Origin of the sequence: Streptomyces sp. NPDC005925 (assembly GCF_040638805.1) — a bacterium.
Taxonomy (GTDB): Bacteria; Actinomycetota; Actinomycetes; order Streptomycetales; family Streptomycetaceae; genus Streptomyces.
Genome location: NZ_JBEXVL010000001.1, coordinates 371,742 through 393,992 on the forward strand (window position 1 = coordinate 371,742; position 22,251 = coordinate 393,992).

A 22,251-nucleotide genomic window follows, 5' to 3' on the forward strand; every position below is an offset into this window, starting at 1 on the left:
CGGTCGGTGCTTGCCTTCCTCCGCGACCGGACGAAACATCCCTTCTGTCGCCACCGTGCACCGAAGGGACACGCGATGAGAGCTGCCGCCCTCCGCTCGGCCGCCGGATCCTTGCTCCTCCTGACCGGCCTCGCCGCCGCCCCGGCGCACGGCGCGCCGGGTGCCCCGGCCGGGAGGGTGGGCCCGGCCGGCGCGGCCGAACTGCGCGGCACCGCGGTGGCCGCCGCGCGTGCCGCCGAGCGCGGCGTCACCTTCGCCGCCTGCCCCGACGGGGACGACCTGCCGGGCGGCATGCGCTGCGGCACGGTCACCGTGCCCCTGGACTACGCGCACCCCGACGGCCGGCAGATCCGGCTCACGGTCAGCCGGGTGCGGGCCACGCGGAAGGACCCGCGCAACAGCAAGCACCAGGTGCCCCGGCAGGGCGCGCTGATCTACAACCCGGGCGGCCCGGGCGCCTCCGGCATGTACTTCCCGCTGATCGGCTTCATGCCGGAGTGGAAGGGCATCGCCGCGGCGTACGACCTGGTCGGCTACGCCCCGCGCGGCGTAGGCCGCTCGGCCCCGCTGTCCTGCGAGGACCCCGGGCACTACTTCAAGGGCCCGGCGCCCGCGCCGACGCACCCCTCGGAGGCGTACAAGCGGCAGCGGATCGCGCGGGCGAAGGCGTACGCGCGGGGCTGTGCGCGGCGGGTGGGCGGGGCGCTGCGGCACTACCACTCCCTCAACAACGCCCGCGATCTGGAGGTGCTGCGGGCGGCGCTGGGCGAGCGGCAGCTGACGTTCATGGGGGCGTCGTACGGGACGTACTTCGGGGCCCTGTACGCGACGATGTTCCCCTCGCACGTGCGGCGGATGGTGTTCGACGCGGCCGTGAACCCGGACCCGGGGCAGGTCTGGTACCGCAACAACCTGGCGCAGTCGGCGGCGTTCGAGGACCGCTGGGCGGACTTCCGGGAGTGGGTCGCCCGGCACGACGACGTGTACGGGCTCGGCACCACCGCGCGCGAGGTGCAGGCCGGGTACGACAGGGCGAGCGCGCGGCTGGCGGCGGAGCCGGCCGGCGGGAGGGTCGGGCCGGGCCAGTTGCAGGGGGCGTTCCTGCAGGCCGCGTACTTCGACGACTACTGGCCGCACCGCGCGCACGCGTTGTCGGCCTATCTGAAGGGCGACCCGAAGCCGCTGATCGAGCAGGCGGCGCCGCCCACCGAGAACGCCGAGGACGACGAGGACGGCGGGGACGGCACCGTCGGCGTGTCCGCCCAGGCGGCGGCCGAGGCGGAGAACAGCACCGCCGTCTACACGGCCGTGGAGTGCAACGACGCGGCCTGGCCGACGGACTGGCGGGTGTGGGACCGGGACAACACCCGGCTGGCGCGCACGGCGCCCTTCGAGACCTGGGACAACGTGTGGACGAACCTGCCGTGCGCGTTCTGGCCGGCGCCCCGGCAGCGACCGCTGGACGTGCGGACCGGGCCGGGTGAGCTGCCGCCGACGCTGATCCTGGCCGCGGAGCGGGACGCCGCCGCGCCCTACCGGGGCGCGCTGGAAATGCACCGGCGGCTGTCGGGCTCGGTGCTGGTGACCGAGCGGGACGCCGGCACGCACGGCATCGCGGGCGGCCCGAACGCCTGCGTCAACGCCCACCTGGAGGCGTATCTGCTGGAGGGGCGGCTCCCCGCGCGGCGCGCGGCATGCGCACCGCACGCGGAGCCCGGGCCCACATCCCCGGACGGCCGCGCGAGGCGGCCCGAGGCGCCGCCCCGGGCCACGCGACCGTAGGGATCAGGCCAGGCCGGCGACCAGGTCGGCGATGTCCTTGCGGCGGCCCGTGTAGAACGGGACCTCCTCGCGGACGTGCAGGCGGGCCTCCGAGGCGCGCAGGTGCCGCATCAGGTCGACGATGCGGTACAGCTCGTCGGCCTCGAAGGCAAGGATCCACTCGTAGTCGCCGAGGGAGAACGAGGCGACGGTGTTGGCGCGCACGTCGGGGTAGCCGCGGGCCATCTTGCCGTGGTCGGCGAGCATGCGGCGGCGGTCCTCGTCAGGCAGCAGGTACCAGTCGTAGGAACGGACGAAGGGGTAGACGCTCACGTAGTTGCGGGGCGTCTCGTCGGCGAGGAACGCCGGGATGTGCGCGCGGTTGAACTCGGCGGGGCGGTGCAGCGCCATGTTCGACCACACGGGGGTGAGCGCACGGCCCAGCTTCGTGCGGCGGAACAGGTTGTACGCCTCCTGGAGCTGGTCGCTGGTCTCGGCGTGCCACCAGATCATGAGGTCGGCGTCGGCGCGCAGACCGGACACGTCGTACGTGCCGCGGATCGTGACGTCCTTGGCGGCGAGCTGGTCGAACAGCTCCTGGACCTCGTCGGCGTACCCGGCACGGTCCCCGGGCAGCACGTCCTTCAGCCTGAAGACGGACCAGAGGGTGTAGCGGATGACCTCGTTGAGGTCCTTGGCCAGCTTGCCCTTGTTCGGGATCCGGTCGGCGGCGGGGGTGGTGGCGTCGTCACTCATGTCCCTTATTCTCCCGCTCCCCCGTGCATGCTCTGCACCGGGTGGGCGGTGAGCTCCCCTACGGCGCGCAGGTCGCCCCGGATCTGGTCGGCGGCGGCGCGGGCGCTCGCGACGCAGGCCGGGATGCCGACTCCGTCGTAGGCCGCGCCGCACACGGCGAGGCCGGGAAGCCGGGCGACGTGGTCGCGGACGCGGGCCACGCGCGCGTGGTGGCCGACGGGGTACTGCGGCAGGCCGTCCGTCCAGCGGGTGACGCGGGTGGCGACCGGGGCGGCGGTCAGGCCGGTGGCCGCGCGCAGGTCGTGCCGGGAGACCTCGACCAGCCCGGCGTCGTCGCGGCCGAGGATGTCCGTCTCGCCGTACCGGCCGACGGAGGCGCGCAGCACCAGCAGGTCCGGGTCCTCGTCAGCGATCCAGCCCCATTTGCGGGAGGCGAACGTGGATGCCTTGATGGTGCGCCCCTCGACCGGCGGGACGAGGAATCCGCTGCCCGTGGGCAGGTCGGCGTCGGCGTCCGCGCGGCGGTAGGCGAGGGTGACCAGCGCCATGGAGGCGTACTCGACGGCGGTCAGCTCGGCCGCGGCGGCCGGAGCCTCGGCGCGCAGCAGGGCGGCGGCGGCGGGCGCGGGCACGGCCACGACCACGGCGTCGGCGCGCAGCTCCCGGCCGCCGGCGACGATCCGCCATCCGGTGTCCCCGGCGCGCCGCAGTTCCGTCACGCGCGTGCCGGTGAGGATCTCGCCGCCACGGGCCCGTACGGCGTCCGCGACGGCGTGCGGGAGGCTGCCGACGCCGCCGGCGATGCCCATGAAGACGGGCCCGGTCTGCCGGCCGGCGGCGGCCTTCGCCTGGATCTCGCGGACGCCCTCGGTGAGCGAGGTGTGGGTGAGGGCGGCCTGGAACAGCTGCGGGACGGCCGAGCGCATCGAGAGGCGGTAGGCGTCGCCCGCGTACACCCCGCCGAGCAGCGGCTCCACGAGACGGTCGACGACCTCGCGGCCGAGCCGGGCCGCCACGTACTCCCCGACGGCCACGTCGTCGCCGATCTCCGTGCGCGGCAGGTCGGCGTCGCGTCCGATGCGGGCGAGGCCCTCGTCGGACAGGACGCCGGCCAGGGCGGCGGCGCTGCCGGGCACGCCCATGACGTGGCCCTTGGGCATGGGGCGCAGGGCGCCGCGGGTCCAGATCGAGGCCGTGGCGGTGGCGGGCGTCCGCAGCCGGTCGGCGAGGCCCACCTCGCGTGCGAGGCCGACGGCCTCGGGGCGGCGCGCCAGCATCGACTCGGCGCCCAGGTCGACGCGGACGCCCGCGATCTCGCCGGGCAGCAGTTTGCCGCCGACGCGCTCCGAGGCCTCCAGCACGGTGACCCGCGCCCCGCCATCCAGCAGCCGGTGCGCGGCGGCGAGCCCGGCGATGCCGGCCCCCACGACGACGACCTCACCGGCGGCACCCGTACGTGATCCGCTCATGGCTCCACCTTCTCAGAAGCCCCGGACCCGTCCCCGGTGGGCCCGGTTCCCGGGCGCCGAGTCCCGACCGTGACCCGTTCGGAACCGTTCCGCGCCAACGTCCGGGGTGCTCCGGGCGTCGTAGGACCGTCAGACAGGCGGAGGACCGCCCGTCGCCACGACCTTGGGGGCTTGCCATGCACACACGAAGTTCCGCCCGACCCTCCGCCCGGCCGGTCCTGGCCCTGGCCGGGCTGCTGCTGGCCGCCGGCCTCGCGCTCACCGGATGCGGCGGCTCCGGCGACGGGGACGCGAGCAGCAGCGCCGACTACGCGAAGAGCGGTGCGGAGGGGGGCTCCCAGGGGGGCGCGAAGGAGGGCGCGGCCGGGAGCGGCAGGGCCGACGGTGACCGGGCGAGCGCGGCCCCGCAGGCCCCCGCGCACCCGGACCGCGTCATCCGCACCGCCTCCGTCTCGGTGCGCGTCAAGGACGTACCGAAGGCCCTGGCCGAGGCGCGGGCCGCCACCGAGGACGCGGGTGGCTACGTCGGCGACGAGACCACCACCGCCGACGAGAACGGCCACGAGCGCACGCGCGTGGTGCTGCGGGTGCCCGTCGACCGGTACGAGGCGGTCCTCGCGGACCTGGAGGGCGCGGGCAGGCTCCTGGAGCGGACCGCGAAGGCGCAGGACGTCACGGACCAGATCGTGGACGCGGAGAGCCGCATCGCGTCGCAGCGGGCGAGCGTGGCGCGGATCCGGGAGCTGATGGACCGGGCCACGAAGCTGAGCGACGTGGTGACGCTGGAGGGCGAGCTGAGCGCCCGGCAGGCCGATCTGGAGTCGCTGCTGGCGCGGCAGGCGTCGCTGAAGGACCGCACGAGCCTCGCGACGATCACGCTGTCCCTGTCGGAGCGGCCGGTACCGGCGGATGCGGCGAAGGACGACGACCCGGACTTCGTGGACGCGCTCACGGGCGGCTGGGACGCGTTCGTGACGATGCTGCGCTGGCTGCTGGTGGTGCTCGGCGCGGTGCTGCCGTTCGCCGCGGCGGCGGCGCTGCTCGTCCTGGCGTGGCTGAGGCTGGTGCGGCCGAGGCTGCCGCGCCGCCCGGCGCCCGCGTCGACGGCGACCGCCCCGGGCCCGCTGCCCTCGGCCCGCACGGCGCCGGGGCGGGCGCGCGCCGGGTCCCCGGACGAGCCGGCGGCACGGGAGGCACACGAGGAGGACTGAGCGGGCGCCCGCGCGGGCCGGGACGCGCCGCTCCCGTAGCGTGTTCGCATGGACAAGGGCCGTGGGAGTGGTGCGAGGGGGACGCGGGAGCGTCTGGTCGTGATCGGCGCCGACGCCGCGGGGATGTCCGCGGCGTCGCAGGCGCGCCGCCTGAGAGGTCCCGGCGAGCTGGAGATCGTGGCGTTCGAACGCGGCCACTTCACCTCCTTCTCGGCGTGCGGCATCCCGTACTGGGTGGGCGGTCAGGTCACCGGCCGGGACGAGTTGGTCGCCCGTACGCCCGGGGAGCACCGCGCGCGGGACATCGACCTCAGGATGCGTACCGAGGTCACGGAGATCGACGTGGCGGGCGGCCGGGTACGCGCCCGTGACGCCGTTTCCGGCGCCGAGTCCTGGACGTCGTACGACAAGCTGGTGATCGCGACCGGGGCCCGGCCGGTCCGTCCGGACCTGCCCGGTGTGGACGCGCCGGGCGTGCACGGGGTGCAGACGCTCGACGACGGGCAGGCGCTGCTGGACACGCTGACACGCGCGCGCGGCCGTCGCGCGGTCGTCGTCGGTGCGGGCTACATCGGCGTGGAGATGGCGGAGGCGCTCATCCGCCGCGGCTACGAGGTGACGGTCGTCAACCGGGGCGCGGAGCCCATGGCGACGCTGGACCCGGACATGGGCCGGCTGGTGCGCGAGGCGATGGAGGGCCTCGGCATCACCATGGTGAACGACGCGGAGGTCACCGGGGTCCGCACGGACGCCGACGGCCGGGCGTGCGCGGTGGGCACGAAGGACGGCGAGTACCCGGCGGACGTGGTGGTGCTCGGCATCGGCGTGCGTCCGGAGACCGGGCTCGCCGCGGCGGCCGGGCTGCCGCTGGGCGGGCACGGCGGGCTGCTGACGGACCGGGCGATGCGGGTGCGCGGGCACGGGAACATCTGGGCGGGCGGCGACTGCGTGGAGGTCCTGGACCTGGTGTCCGGGCAGCAGCGGCACATCGCGCTCGGTACTCACGCCAACAAGCACGGGCAGGTCATCGGCACCAACGCGGGCGGCGGTTACGCCACCTTCCCGGGCGTGGTGGGCACGGCGGTGAGCAAGGTGTGCGACCTGGAGATCGGGCGCACGGGTCTGCGCGAGAAGGACGCGCTGCGGGCGGGGCTGCGCTTCGAGGCGGTCACGATCGAGTCGACGAGCCGCGCCGGCTACTACCCGGACGCCTCACCGATGACGGTGAAGATGCTCGCCGAGCACCGCACGGGGCGGCTGCTCGGTGTGCAGATCGTCGGGCGTGAGGGCGCCGCCAAACGCGTCGACGTGGCGGCCGTCGCCCTCACGGCACAGCTGACGGTGGAACAGATGACGGCCCTGGACCTCGGCTACGCCCCGCCGTTCTCGCCGGTGTGGGACCCGGTGCTGGTGGCGGCCCGCAAGGCGGCGCGAAAGGTCCAGGAGACGCTGGGGACCGAGAGGGCCTGAGGGAACGGTGCTGGTCCACGCCGTCCCGTCCGGGCACCCGGACGGACGCCTCCGGGTGCCCGCCCGGTACGTCGGCTGGGCGGCGGCCACTGGTCATGTGTGGTCATTCCGGTCCATCGCTCCTCGTCCGGCCTCTCGAGCCCGGCACTCCCCCGCCGCCGGAGCAGCGCGGCATCCTGTGCGCCGACGAGCCCGTTGAGGACCTGACGCGCAAGACCGCGGGGCGGACGAACGCCACGGCAGAGCATGTGGAAGAGACTCGCAGTTTGGCGTTACCGGCCGGTTGAATCTAACTATTCCGCTACGACATTCGAGCGTCGCCCCGTGCGTCGAGTAGCGAATCCGGAGTGCCCGCTAAGCGTTCTGCTTAGTCTGACGGGTTGTCACGGTGCGTCGGTTCGCTGGTCGCGCATGGTGTCCCCGCACTTCTGCGGACAGGTCACTCGGGCTCATAAACGTTCAATGCGCAAACACTTGTGATCGAGTCGGATCACCACAGCGTTGTCAGCTGCACGATGATCACGCCATAGGATATGCCGCGCCACAGGGGCCCATCTGTCCCGGCCACCCCTCCTGTCCCATCGATAACGGTGCACACGATGTGCCGGCCTCCCCACCGTCACCCCCACGATCCGTTAACAGGTACCTGCGTGTTACCGATACTCAGCACCGGTTCCGGCGATGGAGCCGCGCAGTGAAAATCAATAGTCGCCTCGTCCTGCTCGTCACCGCGCCTCTCACTGTGGCCGTCACGTTCTCCGTACTGGCGCTGGCACCCGCGACCAACCAGGCGCTCCAGGCCAGTCGGCTGACCGCGATGGTCGATGCCGCCAACACCGCGGGGGAGTTGACCCACCGTTTGCAGCGTGAGCGTGCGGCAGCCACCGCACTGGTCTCCCGACAGGGGGATGCGGAAGCGTTCCGCATAAGCACCGTCGAGACCGACAGAAGTGTCGCCGAATTCCGCGACCGGATGGACGACCTGTCCGGGGTACCCGGCAGCGCCCAGGACGCACTGGACCGTATCGGGCGCTTCGTCGACGAGATGCCCGCCCTGCGCGCCCAGGTGCGCTCGGGGAGCAGCACCATTTCCGCGCTGGCCTTCGGCTACCGGATCGTGATCGCCGACCTCAACGGCTACCGCGACGGGATCGCGCAGGCAGACGGTGTGGACGCCGACATCGCGGACCGGATCCGCGCCTCCGCCGCCCTGTCCGAGGCAGCCGAGTACACGGCCCAGCAGCAGGTCACCGTGATGAGGGCGCAGGCCGCCGGCGGCTTCACGCCCGCCTCGCAGCGGACGTTCGACGCCAGCCGGCTCGGCTACGCCGATTCCCTCGGCATCATGTTCGACCTGGGACCCGGTGAATGGCGGACCTGGCTGGAGCGGACGCTTTCCGGCAACAAGGCCCTGGAGTCCCGGCGGCTCGAGTACGAGATCGGCCGTACCGCACCGGGCAAGGACATCGGGGTCAGCCCGAAGAAATGGCGGACGGCTACCGACGACCGCCAGGAACTGCTGCGTTCGGTGGAGAAGCGGATCGACGAGGCCGTCTTCACCATGGTCTCCGAAACACGCACCAGACTCATCTGGACAGCCGGGCTCGAGGCCGCCCTGGTGGTGCTGACCCTGATCGGCGCCGTCGTCCTCGCGGTCCGCCTGGGGCGCGTCATGATCCGCCGGCTGCGCGCTCTGCGGGACGCCGCCCACGAGGTCGCCCACACCGGGCTGCCCGCCGTGATGAGTGAACTGTCCCGGCCCGGCGCCCTGAGCGGCTCGACACCCGAGCAGGTGGCCCAGCGTACGGGCAACCCGGTCAAGACCGCGGGCGACGACGAGATCGGCGAGGTCGGTGAGGCCTTCAACGCCGTCCATCACGAAGCCGTCCGCCTGGCGGCCCAGCAGGCGCACATTCACGAGCAGTTCGCCGAGACCCTGGTCGGTGTCGCCCGCAGGGGCGCGCAGTTGACCACGGTCATGGTGTCCGAGCTGGACGCGGTGCAGCGCGACGAGGCCGACCCCGAGCGGATGAAGACCCTCTTCGCCCTCGACCACCTCGCCATCCGCATGGAACGCAACACCAACAACCTGCTGGTGCTCGGCGGTTACGGCCACGCCCGGGTGCGGTCGGCCGATGTCGACTGCTCCACCGTCATCATGGCGGCGGCGCAGCAGATCGAGCGTTTCGACCGTGTGTCTCTCGGCACTGTCGAAGCGGGCATCGGCGTCGCCGCCCGCGCCGTGCACGACGTGGCGCACATCCTGGCGGAACTCCTCGACAACGCGACCCGGTTCTCGCCTCCCGACAAGCAGGTCGGGGTCGCCGTGTGGCGGCTGTCGGACCGGGCCGTCGTGCAGATCGTCGACGAGGGAGTGGGCTTCACTGCGGAGCGCCGCGCCCTCCACAATGCCGCGCTGCGCGAGCCGCAGGCGGGCATCGGCGACGTACGGTCCATGGGTCTGCACGTGGTGGCCCGGCTCGCCGCCCGCCACGGCATCGTCGTCGAGCTGCGCGACTCGTCCGGTCCCGGCACCATCGCCGAGGTCACCCTGCCCTCGAAGGTGCTGGCGGTCATCCCGGACGAGGCGGCCCCGCCGTCGCAGGCCGTGCCCGCCGTAACGCGCGGCCAGGACAGCCGGGGCGGCGATGTGCACTACGGGTCGCTCCGTCCGGTCACACCTCCGGGACCGCCCGCTCGCAGGCAGTCGGCGGCGGGCGCACGGCACGGCCACGACGGCGCCCCCGACTGGGAGGTCGGGACGCCGGGCGCGAGCCGCGGCGGAAGCAACCGGGGCACACCGCCCCGGAACAACGACCCCTTCTTCGGTGGACGAGGCTCCTACGCGTCGCCCGAGCCGGAGCGCGGGCGCGGCACCACGCCCGCCCCGCATCCCGTGCACGACGAGCCGGTCTCACGCGTGGCCGGAGTGAGTTCCTCGGGCCTGCCGCTGCGGCGGCGCAACACACCTCAGCAGTGGCCCGCCCGGGGCGAACAAGACGGCACCCAGCAACGTTCCGGCGCCGCCTCGCCGAAGCCGGCGCCCCGCCGCCGGGACTCCCGGCAGGTCTCCGACGTCCTGGCGGCCTACGCGCAGGGGATCAACAGGAGCACGAAGCCCCGTGGGCGCTCCGCCACCGACGACGACACCGAACGGAGCAAGAAATGGCCTCTCCCGCCGACCTGAGCTGGATCCTGAGTGGTTTCGCGGGGCGTATCCCGGAAGTCACCTCGGCGATAGCCGTGTCCGCGGACGGACTCGCGCTGGCCTACACGGGCCTGGAGCGCGACGACGCCGACCGGCTGGCCGCCATCGCCTCGGGCGCCGTCAACCTGCTCTCGGCCGCCGCCCAGTTGACGAACACCGATCCCGTCGAACACAGTCTCACCGCGATGGAGGGCGGCTACATGTTCTCGATGGCCGTCTCCAGCGGCGCCTCACTGCTGGTGATGACCAACAGGGACGCGGACATCGGTGAGGTCAGCTACATGATGTCCGAACTGATCAACCAGGTCGGTGACGCGCTGTCTCCCCAGGTCCGCGACCCGAGCTTCCCGCCCGCGCGCTGATCCGGCCGCGTTCGCACGACCGCGCCACCGCATCGTCCCGCTCGCCGCCGCGCGTCGAGCACGCTCCCCCAGTCCGTCCCGCTCGTCGCCGTACGTCGAGCACGCTTCCCGGTCCGTCCCGCTCGTTTCGTCCCACAACTTCGATGAGAGCCCTCATGACCTCCCACATATCCCGTTTTCGTCGCCCCGGATTCCGTCCGGTCGGCGCCACCGCCCTCGCTTTCGGCCTGGCAGTCGTCACCGGGTGCAGCAGCGGCAGCGGCGCCGACGACGACACCGTGAAGATCGGCCTGGTCGCCTCCCTCTCCGGCACGTACAAGCCGGTCGGCACCGACCTGCGATCCGGGTTCGAGCTGTACCTGAAGACCCACGGCAACAAGCTGGGTGGACGCAAGGTCGAGCTCATCGTGGCGGACGAGGGCGACGGCCCGCCGACTGCCGTTCCCGCGGCCACCAAGCTGGTCAAGAAGGACAAGGTCGACGTGCTGACGGGCCTTGTCGGCGGCGGCTCGGTCAACGCGGTGCTGCCGCTGGTCACCCAGGCCAGGATTCCCTTCCTGGGGACGAACGCCCGGCCGCCCGTCAAGGACATCGAGTACGTGTGGACGACGAGCTTCCTGTCCGACGAGCCGGGCAGGGCCATCGCCCCGTACGTCAAGGAGAAGGTCGACGGACCGGTCTACGCGATCGGTCCCGACTACCAGGGCGGCCACGACGAACTGCGCGGCTTCACCGCCGAGTTCAAGCGCCTGGGGGGTGAGCTCGCCAACCCCGACGGCAAGACCACCTGGACGCCGTTCCCCAAGACCACGAACTTCATGCCGTACTTCGCCGAGATCGCCAAGACGGACGCCAAGGCGGTGTACTGCTTCTACGCCGGCAAGGCCGCGATCGACTTCGCCAAGCAGTACGCGCAGTCCGACGTCGCCGACCTGCCGCTGTACACGGCGTTCGTCACCGAGGGCAGTGTGCTCCAGGCCCAGGGCGACGCGGCGAAGGACATCTACTCGGTCCTGAACTACGCGCCGGACCTCGGCAACGAGGCCAACCGCACGTTCGCCGCGGACTGGACCGCCGAGTACGACACCCAGCCCACCACGTACGCGATGTCGTCGTACGACGCGGCGTCCGTGCTGGACAAGGCGATCGCCGACGCCGCGAAGAAGGGTGACGTGACCTCGCGGACCATCAACGACGCCATCGCGGACCTGGGCCAGATCGACAGCCCGCGCGGCGCCTGGGAGTTCAGCGACAAGGCGCACGCCCCGGTGCAGACCTGGTACCTGCGTCAGGTGCGGCCGGACGGCGCCCAGCTGTCGAACGTCATGGTCCAGGACCTGGCGACACTCGGCGGCTGAGATGGGAGTCCTCCAGGACCTGGCGACACTCGGCGGCTGAGATGGGAGTCCTGGATGCCCACCTCATACCGGCGGTGGACGGGGTGGCCTACGGGCTGCTGCTGTTCGTGGTCGCCGCCGGTCTGAGCCTCGCGTTCGGTACCGCGGGCGTGCTGAATCTCTCCCACGGCACGCTCTACGCGATCGGCGCCTACACGGGGGCCGAGCTGGGCGACGGCAGCTGGGGCGGCCTCGCCCTCGGGCTGGCCGCCGGAACCGCCGCGGCGTGCCTCACCGGGGCGGGGCTGTCCGCCGCGACGGCTCCGCTCGCCCGGCGCGGGCATCTCGCACAGGCACTGCTGACGTTCGGGCTGGCCCTGGTCGGCGGTGATCTGCTCATCCAGCTCTTCGGGGCGGACGAGCTTCCGGTACGCGTCCCCGAGGCGCTCGACTCCTCGGTGACGCTGCTGGGTCACCGCTACCCCGCCTACCGACTCGGCTTCATCGTGATGGCCGTGCTGCTCGCGGCTCTCGGCACGTGGGTTCTGACCCGGACCCGGGTGGGTGCGGCCGTCCGAGCCTCGGCCGACGATCCGCAGATGCTCGCGATCACCGGCCACAGCCCCCGGGCGGTGCACACCGGTGTACTGGCGGCGGCCGGTGCGCTGGCCGGCGCGGCGGGCGTGCTCGGGGCGCCGATCATCGGTCCCGGGCCCGGGACGTCCGAGACGGTGCTGATGCTGTCCCTCGTGGTCGTCGTGCTCGGCGGGCTGCGCTCGCTGTGGGCGACGTTCTTCGCGGCGATCGCCGTGGGCGAGGTCCAGACACTCGGCGTCTCCCTGGCGCCGGACCTGGCACCGTACCTGCTCTTCGCCGCGATGGCGGCGGTGCTGGTGCTGCGCTCCCGTTTCGCGGAACCGGCGGCCGGGCACGACGCCCAGGACCCGTCGCCGGACCCGGTGGGCCGGCTCAGCCGTCACCTCGCCGCCCGGCTGCGTCCCCGGACTCCGGGGACGCCCGCGCCGGCGCCCGGGGCGGGCCCGGTGGACGGCGGGGACGACGCGCGGCCCGCGGGTCCGGACCCCGCACGGGCGCCCGGCTGGAGCGGGGGCGTGCTCGCCGGGATCGGCCGGCTCCCGCGCGGGACCGCCGGGCGGCAGGCCGCCGCGCTGCTCGTCCTGCTCGCGGTGCTGATCGCGCTGCCGGGGCTGCTCGACACGTACAGCATCTCGCTGGCCGGGTCCGCCCTGGCTCTGGGACTGCTCGCGGTCAGTGTCACCGTCCTCACCGGCTACGCCGGGCTGCCCACGCTCGGGCAGACCGCGCCGTTCGCCGTCGGCGCGTACGCCACCGCGAACCTCGCGGACGCCGGGTGGACCGCGGGCCCCGTCCAGGTCGTCCTCTCGGCGCTCGCCGCCGCGCTCTTCTCCGCGGTGGTGGGGCCCGCCGTCATCCGGGCCCGCGGCACCACCGTACTGATGATCACGCTCGCCGTCGGTGAGCTGGCGAGCGCGGTCATCAACCAGCTCAAGTCCGTCACCGGCGGCGCCGACGGGCTCGTGGGTTTCCCGGCCACCCAGGCGTTGTGGGGCGGCGAGGGGATGTCCGAGGAGAGCGAGCTCTACACCTACGCGCTCGTCGTCGCCGTCATCGCCGTCTCCGTCACCCTGCTGGTGCTGCGCTCCCCGGCCGGGAAGCTGCTGATCGGCACCCGGGGTGCCGAGGTCCGCATGCGCGCCTCGGGGCACCCGGTGGGCCGCTACCTGCTGGTGGCGCACATCTGCGCCGGCGCGCTGGCCGGCGTCGGCGGCTCACTGATGGTCACCGTCCAGCAGTACCTCTCCCCCGCCGACGTCGGCTTCGAGATCGCCGCCTTCGCACTGCTGGCGGCCGTCATCGGCGGTACGACGTCCGTGATCGGCGCCCTGCTGGGAGCCGGGCTCATCGTCGTCACCCGTGACTGGGTCGCCGGTTCGTGGCCCGGACACGGTCCGCTGCTGCTCGGCGCGCTGTTCGTCGCCGCCGTGTACCTGCTGCCCCGCGGTCTGGCGGGCCTGCGCGGCGCAGGCGCCCGGAGCGGGCCACCGCCCCACGGGCCCCGGCCCGCCGGACAGCCCCCGGCCGCACCCGCCCCGACCCCCGCCGGGAAGGCCTCACCATGACCTCCGCACCGAACGCCGCGTCGGCACCCCCGGTGCTGGAACTCACCCGTCTGACCCGTAGATACGGCAGTCTCGTCGCCGTCGACGACGTCAGCCTGCGGCTGCCCGCGGGCGCACGGCACGCCGTCATCGGCCCCAACGGCGCCGGCAAGACCACGCTGCTCAACCTCATCGCCGGCACCGACCGGCCCGACCACGGCACCATCGCCCTGGAGGGCGCGGACATCACCCGTGCGGCCACCGCGAAGCGCAGCCGTCTCGGCATGGCCAGGAGCTTTCAACAGCCCGCTGTCATGGGCGACCTGACGGTGCTGGAGAACATCGTCCTGGCCGGCTGGCCGCACCATCCGAAGCGCCGCGGCGCGTGGCGCAGCCCGTCCCGCTACCGGCAGCACACCGAGTCGGCGGGCCGTCATCTGGAGGCCGTCGGCCTCGCGGACGTCGCCCACCGGCCGGCCTCCACGCTCTCCCACGGCCGGCGCCGCATGCTCGACCTCGCCGCCGCGCTGGCGGGCGACCCGCGCCTGCTGCTGCTGGACGAGCCGGCGGCCGGGCTGACCGACGCCGACATCGGCCGGCTCCTCGGCATCCTGGGCGGTCTGCCGGAGAGCGTCGCGGTCATCCTGGTCGAGCACCATGTCGACGTGGTCGCCCACCTCGCCACGACGACGACGGTGCTGGTCGCCGGGCGGGTTCTCGTCACCGGCCCGACCCAGGAGGTGCTCGCGCACCCGGAGGTCCGCGACGCGTACCACCACACCGGTACGGCGCCCTCCGCCGCCCCCACCGAAACGAGAGGATGACCGACCCCGGTGCTCGAACTCACCGGCCTGACCGCGGGCTACCACGGCGGCACCGTCCTGCACGGCCTCGACCTGTCGGTGCCCGCCGGCACGGTCCACGCCGTCGTCGGCCACAACGGCGCGGGCAAGACCACCCTCATCCACACCGTCGCCGGACTCATACGTCCCGGCGCGGGCACCGTACGTCTGGCCGGCCGGGACGTGACGGGGCAGCCCGCACACCGCGTCGCCCGTGCCGGGATCGGCCTCGTACCGCAGGGGCGCCGCGTGTTCGCCGGGCTCACCGTCGGCGAGCACCTGCGGCTGTCCCACCGCACGCCGCGCCGCGGGGACACCACGCGCCCCAGCGTGTGGACGCCCGCCCGCGTCCTGGAACTGCTGCCCCGGCTGGGCGAGCGCAGGAACAACCGGGGTGCGGACCTGTCCGGCGGCGAACAGCAGATGCTGGCGCTGGCCCGCGCGCTGCTCGGCTCACCGAGCGTGCTGCTGCTCGACGAGCCCACCGAGGGCCTCGCGCCCGTACTCGTCCGGCAGGTCAACGAGCTGGTGACCACGCTGGCGGACGAGGGCATCGCCGTTCTGCTGGTGTCCCCCAGCCCCGCCCGGGCCGCCGAGTGCGCCCGTACGCTCACGGTCCTCACCTCGGGGCGGGTGACGCTGCGCATGGACGGCGAGGACGCCCGCGGCGACGCCACCGCACTGCACGCCGCGCTCGACCTCGCGCCGACGGCGGTCTGAGACGCGGGCATCGACGAGGGCGGTGACCCGCATGAGGTCCCCGCCCCCTGCGCAGCCGCGCCTACCCGACCCTGATGCTGTGCCCGCCGAAGCCGCTGCGCCGGTCGGACCCGTTGTTCTGGTCCTGCCACCAGGCGTCGAACTGCGCCTGGCCCATGGCCGGCCAGTCGGGTGTGTTCTCGACCTGCGCGCTGCCCATCCTGCGGGCGAGCGCGACCATGGCCGCCCCCACGGGGCGGCGACCGGCGTCGTAGCGCTCCAGGACTTCGTTCCAGGTGTCCCCGGCCGTCCAGGCGGCTTCCAGGGCGGTGGCGTCCTGGAGCGCCTTGACGCTGCCGCCGCCGATGTGCGGCCGGGCGACACTGGCGGCGTCGCCCACGAGCACCGTCCGGCCGGATGCGTACCGCGGCACCTCGAGGTCGTAGATGGGCTGGATGAAGGTGGTCTCGGCGGGGGTGCGGAGCACCCTGCCCGCCCAGTACGGCGGGAAGTTGTCGGCCACCAGGGCGCGCAGGTGGGCGGTGAGCTCCGAGTTGAGCCGCCCCGGCGGCAGGGAGGTCGGGGTCCGCAGGTCGGGGTGCAGGCCGTCGGTCCGCGGAGGTGCGGTGTACAGGACCCAGTTGAGCAGGTGCCCGCCGGCCCCGTCCGGTATGCGGTAGATCATGCAGTGGCCGCCGGGGAAGACGACGGTGTGCGCGTCGCAGCCGTCCGAGGGGAGGTCCGCGACGTCCGCCGACGTACCGCGCCAGCCCACGTACCCGGCGTACGTCGCGTCGGTGCCGGGGAACATGGCCTCGCGGACGACGGAACGGTACCCGTCCGCTCCGATCACGACGTCGAAGTGCTCCCGGTATCCGTCCGCGAGTCGCAGCGTCACGCCGTCGGAGTCCGGCTCCACGCCGGTGACCACCGAGCCGGACCGGTAGGAGACCTCCTCGGGCACCCGGCGCCGCAGCTCGCTCCACAGGGAGCCCCAGCTGTAGGCACGGAAGAAGAAGGGCTGCTCGCCGATGGCCCGGCCGTGGTCCGCTTCGCCGTCGCGCACGCTCCACACCCGCCGGGTCAGTGGCGCCCACGGCATTTCGGGGGCCACGTACCCGGCGTCCCTCAGCTCGTCGTACCGGTCGCTGTGGAGGGCGATCCCCACTCCCCTGTCGCGGAGCCGGGCGTCGGCGCGCTCGAACACGGTGACACGCTCCGCTCCGCCGCGATACGCGGCCAGGGCCGCGGCGCATCCCGCTATGCTGCCGCCGACCACGGCGACGCTGCCTCCACGCATGACTGGCACTCCGCTCACTCGGTGTTCCGGGCGCCCCCGCCGGCGCTGCTGCTGCCGCGACGGCGCGCCCGGCCGGAAATCGCCCTGTAGTGGGGGTCGTTGGCCCGGTCCTCACGGACGGAGCCGGGACGGATCCTATCGAGGCGCGTCAGGCCGGTGAGCGGCGCACGTCCCCTCTGTTCGCGGCGTGGGCGGTCCTCGTCCCGGTCGGCGCATCCGCCTGCGGCGGCTCCGGTCGGCGCACCGCCGGCCACAGCGGTGCGGGGTGCGTGTCCGCCTGACGGTCACCCCGTTCGGCCGTCCTCGTCACGTGGGTGACGGCCCGGCCCCGGCGTCCCGCGGGGAGCGGGTGTCGACCTGCCGCGCGGCGCCGGGGCGTGGACGACACGGTGCGTGCGCTGATCGCGCGGCCGGCCCGGTGACCGGCGACGTGGTGGCATACGTGTCCCGGCGTGGCACGCGCACCGGCCCGGTGCCGACGGGACGGGCCCCGCGGTGGATGCCGCCGCCCGCTCGTCGCGCTGCCGCCGCGGCCGGGCACGCCGCCGCCGGGGCCGCCCGGCCGGCTGTCCGGCGGGCACGCGCGGCCCCGTCGCCGCCGGCGAGCCGGCAGAGCGGGTGCGCGGGCCCCGGACGGTGGATCAGCGGGCCGTGCGGGTGTGCACGTACTCGACGAGGTGGGTCAGCGCGTCCGGGTCGGTGGCCGGCATGACGCCGTGGCCGAGGTTGAAGATGTGGCCCTCGATGCCCTCGGCCGTGCGCAGGACCTCGTCGGTCTTGGTCTCGACGGCCCCGCGGCCCGCGAACAACAGGGTCGGGTCGAGGTTGCCCTGGAGCGCCTTGCCGGGCCCGACGCGGCGGGCGGCCTCGTCCAGCGGGACGCGCCAGTCGACGCCGACGACGTCCGCGCCGGCCTCGCCCATCAGCCGGAGCAGTTCGCCGGTGCCGACGCCGAAGTGGATGCGCGGCACGCCGTAGCCCTCCACCGCGCGGAACACCTTCGCGGACGCCGGCATGACCGAGCGGCGGTAGTCGGCCGGGGCGAGCGCGCCGGCCCAGGAGTCGAACAACTGGACCGCGGAGGCGCCCGCCTCGATCTGCACCTTCAGGAAGGTGCCCGTGATCTCGGCGAGGCGGTCCAGCAGGTCGGCCCACAGCTCGGGGTCGCCGTACATCATCGCCTTGGCGTTCTCGTACGTGCGGGACGGGCCGCCCTCCACGAGGTAGCTCGCGAGGGTGAACGGCGCGCCGGCGAAGCCGATGAGGGGCGTGGGGCCCAGCTCGCGGGTGAGCAGGCCGATCGCCTCGGTGACGTACGAGACGTCCTCGGGGGTGAGGTCGCGGAGCCGGGCGAGGTCGGCGCGGGTGCGCACCGGCTGTTCGACGACCGGGCCCACGCCGGGCTTGATGTCGAGGTCGATGCCGATCGCCTTGAGCGGGACGACGATGTCGCTGAAGTAGATCGCCGCGTCCACGCCGTGCCGGCGCACCGGCTGGAGGGTGATCTCGGTGACCAGCTCGGGCCGCATGCACGACTCGAGCATCGGAATGCCCTCGCGGACCTTGCGGTACTCCGGCAGGGAGCGTCCGGCCTGTCGCATGAACCAGACCGGGGTGTGCGGCACGGCCTCGCGCCTGCACGCCTTGAGGAAGACTGACTCGTACGTCGCTGTCGGCTGCTTGCCCGCGGGGCTTCCGTTCGCACTCACGACGGAAAGTCTCGCACGGCCCCGGAACGGCGGCGGCCACGGGCGGGCGGGCGGTCACTTGGGCTGCTTTGTCCGGCACGTCCGTCTCGCCACCGGGTGTCTTGCCCTGCGCGAGGCCGTCGTTCCCCTAACCTTCCCCGCATGGCTGCGGCTCAGGGACGACTGTCGGACGGCACGGGCGGTATGGACGAACCCAAGGACTCCAGGAATTCCACGGGCTCCGAGGGCACCAAGGACCCGGAGGACACCAAGGACTCGAACGTCGCGGAGCAGGACGGGGAGGGCGACCGGCAGGCGGCCGCCGCGCCGCCGCCCTTCAGGGCGGCGGTCGACGCGCTGAGGGCGGCGCGGGTGCGGCCGCAGGTGGAGGTGGAGCCCACGCGCCCGCCGCAGCGGCTGGCGCCCTACACGTACGCGCTGGAGGCCGCGGTCGTCGACGGCGACCAGGACCTGGCGGACGGCCGTCTGGTGCTGCTGCACGACCCGGCCGGGCACGACGCCTGGCGGGGCTCGTTCCGGCTGGTGACGCTGGTGCGCGCGGAGCTGGAACCGGAGATGGCGGCGGACCCGCTGCTGCCGGAGGTGTGCTGGTCGTGGCTGACCGGGGCGCTGCAGGCGCGCGGTCTGACGTACGGCGAGCCCAGCGGCACGGTGACGCGGGCGAGTTCGCACTACTTCGGCGGTCTGTCGGCGCGGCCGCCGGCCTCGCAGATCGAGATCCGGGCGTCCTGGACGCCCCGCGAGGGGCTGGGCGGGGTGCCGGACACGGGCGCCCATCTGGCGTCCTGGTGCGATCTGCTGGCGCAGGTCGCGGGGCTGCCGCCGGCCGGTCCGGGCGACGCGTCGGTGGTGACCCTGCCGCAGCGCAGAGGGCCCCAGTCGATGTGACTCATCCCGAGCGGGGCACAGGCGTGCGGGGCGGTCGAGTACCGCCCCGCACGCCTTCTCCGTGCCGGAACGCCATCCAGCGCCCCCGTTTCTGAACGCCAACCCGCGCCCCGTACCGGAACGCCGCACCGCGCGCCGCGCCGGATCGTCGCCCCGTGTCGCCGCGCCGGTCCGCCGGCCCGCGCCCCGGTGCCGGATCGCCGTCCGCGCCATCGTTTCGGCTCGCCACCCGCGCCGTTCGACCGGGTTCGCCGCTCGTGCTTACCTCCACCCGGATCGCACGAACCGTCACTTTGTCGATACGACCACTTTCGGAAGCGTTGCGACGCCGACCGAAACCGTTCGATCTTCGAATGATCGACCATGCGTCCGAATTGCCCGGATTGTTACTCACCAGATCGTGATCTTTCTCTAAAGGCCCAGAGGTTTGATGCCGAAGACGACTGTGACCTAGAAAGCACGGTTCGTACCGGCTTCACCTCCACGAGCCGGCCCCTTCCCGTACCCCAGGAGGCCTGGTGTCCGTTCTCCTCGAGCAGCCCGCAAGCCTGGTCGCCTACCGCCCGAACAAGCCGACCGCCATGGTGGTCGTGGCCGACCCCCGCGTCCGTTCCACCGTCACCCGCCACCTCTGGGCGCTCGGTGTCCGCGACGTCATCGAGGCCTCGTCCGTCGCGGAGGCTCGTCCCCGCATCGGCAACCCCCGCGACATCTGCGTCGCCGACGTCCATCTGCCGGACGGTTCCGGCCTGACCCTGCTGTCCGAGACCCGTGCCGCGGGCTGGCCCAACGGCCTCGCCCTCTCCGCGGCCGACGACATCGGCGCCGTACGCAACGCCCTCGCGGGCGGTGTGAAGGGATACGTCGTCACCGGCACCCGCACCAACATCGGGCTCCCCACCCGTCCCGGCGCCGCCCCCATCGGCGCCGCCGCCGCCCGCCTTCACCGCCGCCGCCCGGGTGCCCCGAGCCACCCGGGCGGCTACCGCGAACTGTCCGGCCGCGAGGTCGAGGTGCTGCGCCTGGTCGCGGAGGGCCAGTCGAACAAGGCGATCGGCGTCTCCATGGGACTGTCCGCCCTGACCGTCAAGAGCCACCTGGCCCGCATCGCCCGCAAGCTCGGCACGGGCGACCGCGCCGGCATGGTCGCCGTGGCGCTGCGCACCGGCATCATCCACTGACCGCCCCCCTCGCCTTGCCCGGCCGCCGCCCCCTCCCCACTACCGCCATCACCCCTCCGACCCGTGAACCGGACCCCTCGCTGAGCTGTCCTGTTTACGACCCCGTGGCGCCCGCAGAGGGAACGTTCCCCCGGCGGGCGCCTTCCGCGCACGGATACTCTTGACAGGTGACCGACGCCCACGAAACCGCAGCAGACAGCCCCCTGCGAACCACCGGAGGCGCCCCTCCGGACGACGACGGATCTTCTGCTACGGAGGCGCCGATCCCCTTGCTCGAACCCCGTGAGGGCATCCCGCCCGTGATCGCGGACGAGGCCGCCCTCGCCGAGGTGATCGCCGCCTTCGCCGCCGGGTCCGGCCCCGTCGCCGTCGACGCCGAGCGTGCCTCCGGCTACCGCTACGGCCAGCGCGCCTACCTCGTGCAGCTGCGCCGCGAGGGCGCCGGTACCGCGCTCGTCGACCCGGTCGCCTGCCCCGATCTGTCCGGCCTCGGCGAGGCCCTGTCCGGCGTGGAGTGGGTGCTGCACGCCGCCACGCAGGACCTGCCGTGCCTGCGCGAGATAGGGATGGTGCCCACCCGGCTGTTCGACACCGAACTCGCCGGACGGCTTGCCGGTTTCCCGCGTGTCGGCCTCGGAGCGATGGTCGAGAACGTCCTCGGGTTCGTCCTGGAGAAGGGTCACTCCGCCGTCGACTGGTCGACCCGGCCGCTGCCCGAGCCCTGGCTGCGGTACGCCGCGCTCGACGTCGAACTGCTCGTCGATCTGCGGGACGCGCTGGAGAAGGAGCTGGACCGGCAGGGCAAGCTGGACTGGGCCAGGCAGGAGTTCCACGCGATCGCCTCGGCACCGCCCGCCGAACCGCGCAAGGACCCCTGGCGGCGCACCTCCGGCATGCACAAGGTGCGGCGCCGGCGGCAGCTCGCCGTGGTGCGGGAGCTGTGGCAGACCCGGGACCGCATCGCGCAGCGCCGGGACGTCTCGCCCGGCAAGGTGCTGGGCGACGCGGCGATCGTGGAGGCCGCGCTGGCCCTCCCGGCGAACGCGAACGCCCTCGCGGCGCTCAACGGCTTCGGCAACCGCATGAGCCGGCGCCAGCTGGAGCAGTGGCAGGCCGCGGTGGACCGCGCCAAGGCGCTGACCGAGTCGCAGCTGCCGCAGCCGGGGCAGCCGGTGACCGGGCCTCCCCCGCCGCGGGCGTGGGCCGACAAGGACCCGCAGGCCGCCGCGCGGCTGTCGGCGGCGCGGGCGGCGGTGACGGCACTGGCCGAGCGGCTGAACATGCCGCAGGAGAACCTGATCACGCCGGACACGGTGCGGCGGGTCTGCTGGGAGCCGCCGCGGGTCCCCGACCCGGAGTCGGTCGCCGCCGCCCTCGCGGGGTACGGGGCGCGGGCCTGGCAGGTGGAGCAGGTGACACCGGCCCTGGTGGAGGCGTTGGACCAGCCGGCCCCACCGAACCCGCCCGGCCAACCGGACCCGCCGCAGCGGCCGAACCCGTCGGCGTAGGCGCGGAAGGCGGACGGGACTCCCCCGGGTTCCTCGCCGCCCGGGGTGCCGTCGCCGCGAATGTTGCAGACGTTGCAAAGGGGCGTTGCAGGAACAGGCAGAACGGCGGCGACGGCAGGGCGGCACGCGCCTCACCTGCCGGGATCGCCTCCTGGTGGCCGTCGAGGGGCCCATGACGGCCGACCTACGGCGTCGAAATCACGCCAAGATCTCCGGAAGGCCCACGGACGGCACGCGAACGGTCTACGGACGGCACGCGGGCGCTCCACGGCCATCACGACCGGCCCGCGCGGCTCGACGGCCCGACCCGCGGTGTGACCTTCGCCGCTCCGCCTGCCGGGACTGTGCAGCTACGTTACCGATAAGTAGCATGAGCCTGAGCGCGCGCTCAGCGCATGCGCATCGCAGC

The 22,251-nt window shown here is 73.6% G+C and carries 16 protein-coding genes; 12 read left to right on the plus strand and 4 right to left on the minus strand.

Going from position 1 to position 22,251, the window contains the following annotated elements; genetic code table 11:
* Positions 1 to 75: 75 nt before the first annotated feature.
* A complete protein-coding gene (locus ABZ354_RS01590; RefSeq protein WP_358651763.1) occupies positions 76 to 1,782 on the plus strand; it encodes an alpha/beta hydrolase in 1,707 nt (568 codons plus the stop codon).
* Between the two features lie 3 nt (positions 1,783 to 1,785).
* Here the strand turns inward: ABZ354_RS01590 and hemQ are convergent, their stop codons facing one another.
* Positions 1,786 to 2,517, minus strand: coding sequence for a hydrogen peroxide-dependent heme synthase (gene hemQ, locus ABZ354_RS01595; RefSeq protein ID WP_358651765.1), 732 nt, complete (start codon positions 2,515 to 2,517; stop codon positions 1,786 to 1,788).
* 5 nt (positions 2,518 to 2,522) lie between these two features.
* Positions 2,523 to 3,986: a protoporphyrinogen oxidase gene (hemG, locus tag ABZ354_RS01600; RefSeq protein WP_358651767.1), complete on the minus strand. Its 1,464-nt coding sequence runs from the start codon at positions 3,984 to 3,986 to the stop codon at positions 2,523 to 2,525.
* Positions 3,987 to 4,162: 176 nt separating this feature from the next.
* On the opposite strand from hemG, the gene ABZ354_RS01605 reads away from it, so the two are divergent.
* The 8 genes from ABZ354_RS01605 (at position 4,163) to ABZ354_RS01640 (ending at position 15,277) form a co-directional block, all read left to right on the plus strand.
* Positions 4,163 to 5,197: a DUF4349 domain-containing protein gene (locus tag ABZ354_RS01605; RefSeq protein WP_358651769.1), complete on the plus strand. Its 1,035-nt coding sequence runs from the start codon at positions 4,163 to 4,165 to the stop codon at positions 5,195 to 5,197.
* A gap of 48 nt (positions 5,198 to 5,245) precedes the next feature.
* Positions 5,246 to 6,667 (plus strand): FAD-dependent oxidoreductase, encoded by a 1,422-nt coding sequence (locus ABZ354_RS01610; protein WP_358651771.1) that lies wholly within the window; start codon positions 5,246 to 5,248, stop codon positions 6,665 to 6,667.
* 694 nt (positions 6,668 to 7,361) lie between these two features.
* Complete coding sequence (locus tag ABZ354_RS01615; protein WP_358651773.1) at positions 7,362 to 9,854, plus strand: nitrate- and nitrite sensing domain-containing protein; 2,493 nt, start codon at positions 7,362 to 7,364, stop codon at positions 9,852 to 9,854.
* Positions 9,833 to 10,237, plus strand: a complete 405-nt coding sequence (locus tag ABZ354_RS01620) for a roadblock/LC7 domain-containing protein (protein ID WP_358651775.1) — start codon at positions 9,833 to 9,835, stop codon at positions 10,235 to 10,237. Before ABZ354_RS01615 ends, ABZ354_RS01620 begins: the two co-directional genes overlap by 22 nt.
* Before the next feature lie 155 nt (positions 10,238 to 10,392).
* Positions 10,393 to 11,595 (plus strand): ABC transporter substrate-binding protein, encoded by a 1,203-nt coding sequence (locus tag ABZ354_RS01625; protein ID WP_358651776.1) that lies wholly within the window; start codon positions 10,393 to 10,395, stop codon positions 11,593 to 11,595.
* Positions 11,596 to 11,636: 41 nt separating this feature from the next.
* Positions 11,637 to 13,736, plus strand: a complete 2,100-nt coding sequence (locus ABZ354_RS01630; RefSeq protein ID WP_358651778.1) for an ABC transporter permease — start codon at positions 11,637 to 11,639, stop codon at positions 13,734 to 13,736.
* Positions 13,733 to 14,539 (plus strand): ABC transporter ATP-binding protein, encoded by an 807-nt coding sequence (locus tag ABZ354_RS01635; protein ID WP_358651780.1) that lies wholly within the window; start codon positions 13,733 to 13,735, stop codon positions 14,537 to 14,539. The genes ABZ354_RS01630 and ABZ354_RS01635 overlap by 4 nt, the downstream gene beginning before the upstream one ends.
* Before the next feature lie 9 nt (positions 14,540 to 14,548).
* Positions 14,549 to 15,277 carry an ABC transporter ATP-binding protein gene (locus ABZ354_RS01640; RefSeq protein ID WP_358651782.1) on the plus strand — a complete coding sequence of 243 codons (729 nt, stop codon included), beginning with the start codon at positions 14,549 to 14,551 and terminating at the stop codon, positions 15,275 to 15,277.
* A 61-nt stretch (positions 15,278 to 15,338) separates the two neighbouring features.
* Here ABZ354_RS01640 and ABZ354_RS01645 read toward each other — a convergent pair whose 3' ends face one another.
* Positions 15,339 to 16,556, minus strand: coding sequence for an FAD-dependent monooxygenase (locus ABZ354_RS01645; RefSeq protein ID WP_358651784.1), 1,218 nt, complete (start codon positions 16,554 to 16,556; stop codon positions 15,339 to 15,341).
* 641 nt (positions 16,557 to 17,197) lie between these two features.
* The gene (gene hemE, locus ABZ354_RS01650; RefSeq protein ID WP_358651785.1) at positions 17,198 to 18,265 is read right to left on the minus strand and encodes a uroporphyrinogen decarboxylase; all 1,068 of its coding nucleotides are present in this window, start codon (positions 18,263 to 18,265) and stop codon (positions 17,198 to 17,200) included.
* A gap of 141 nt (positions 18,266 to 18,406) precedes the next feature.
* Between hemE and ABZ354_RS01655 the strand changes: the two genes are divergently transcribed.
* The 3 genes from ABZ354_RS01655 to ABZ354_RS01665 all read left to right on the plus strand — a co-directional run bounded on the left by ABZ354_RS01655 (position 18,407) and on the right by ABZ354_RS01665 (position 21,842).
* The gene (locus tag ABZ354_RS01655) at positions 18,407 to 19,153 is read left to right on the plus strand and encodes a DUF3000 domain-containing protein (RefSeq protein ID WP_358651787.1); all 747 of its coding nucleotides are present in this window, start codon (positions 18,407 to 18,409) and stop codon (positions 19,151 to 19,153) included.
* Positions 19,154 to 19,671: 518 nt separating this feature from the next.
* Positions 19,672 to 20,334: a response regulator transcription factor gene (locus tag ABZ354_RS01660; RefSeq protein ID WP_358651789.1), complete on the plus strand. Its 663-nt coding sequence runs from the start codon at positions 19,672 to 19,674 to the stop codon at positions 20,332 to 20,334.
* Positions 20,335 to 20,501: 167 nt separating this feature from the next.
* Positions 20,502 to 21,842, plus strand: coding sequence for a ribonuclease D (locus ABZ354_RS01665; protein WP_358651790.1), 1,341 nt, complete (start codon positions 20,502 to 20,504; stop codon positions 21,840 to 21,842).
* The last annotated feature ends 409 nt before the right edge of the window (positions 21,843 to 22,251 follow it).

Bases quoted from the DNA above. Each gene is read 5' to 3' on its own strand.
- ABZ354_RS01590 (WP_358651763.1), top strand. From the start codon at position 76: ATGAGAGCTGCCGCCCTCCGCTCGGCCGCCGGATCCTTGCTCCTCCTG.
- hemQ (WP_358651765.1), bottom strand. From the start codon at position 2,517: ATGAGTGACGACGCCACCACCCCCGCCGCCGACCGGATCCCGAACAAG.
- hemG (WP_358651767.1), bottom strand. From the start codon at position 3,986: ATGAGCGGATCACGTACGGGTGCCGCCGGTGAGGTCGTCGTCGTGGGG.
- ABZ354_RS01605 (WP_358651769.1), top strand. From the start codon at position 4,163: ATGCACACACGAAGTTCCGCCCGACCCTCCGCCCGGCCGGTCCTGGCC.
- ABZ354_RS01610 (WP_358651771.1), top strand. From the start codon at position 5,246: ATGGACAAGGGCCGTGGGAGTGGTGCGAGGGGGACGCGGGAGCGTCTG.
- ABZ354_RS01620 (WP_358651775.1), top strand. From the start codon at position 9,833: ATGGCCTCTCCCGCCGACCTGAGCTGGATCCTGAGTGGTTTCGCGGGG.
- ABZ354_RS01625 (WP_358651776.1), top strand. From the start codon at position 10,393: ATGACCTCCCACATATCCCGTTTTCGTCGCCCCGGATTCCGTCCGGTC.
- ABZ354_RS01630 (WP_358651778.1), top strand. From the start codon at position 11,637: ATGGGAGTCCTGGATGCCCACCTCATACCGGCGGTGGACGGGGTGGCC.
- ABZ354_RS01635 (WP_358651780.1), top strand. From the start codon at position 13,733: ATGACCTCCGCACCGAACGCCGCGTCGGCACCCCCGGTGCTGGAACTC.
- ABZ354_RS01645 (WP_358651784.1), bottom strand. From the start codon at position 16,556: ATGCGTGGAGGCAGCGTCGCCGTGGTCGGCGGCAGCATAGCGGGATGC.
- ABZ354_RS01655 (WP_358651787.1), top strand. From the start codon at position 18,407: ATGGCTGCGGCTCAGGGACGACTGTCGGACGGCACGGGCGGTATGGAC.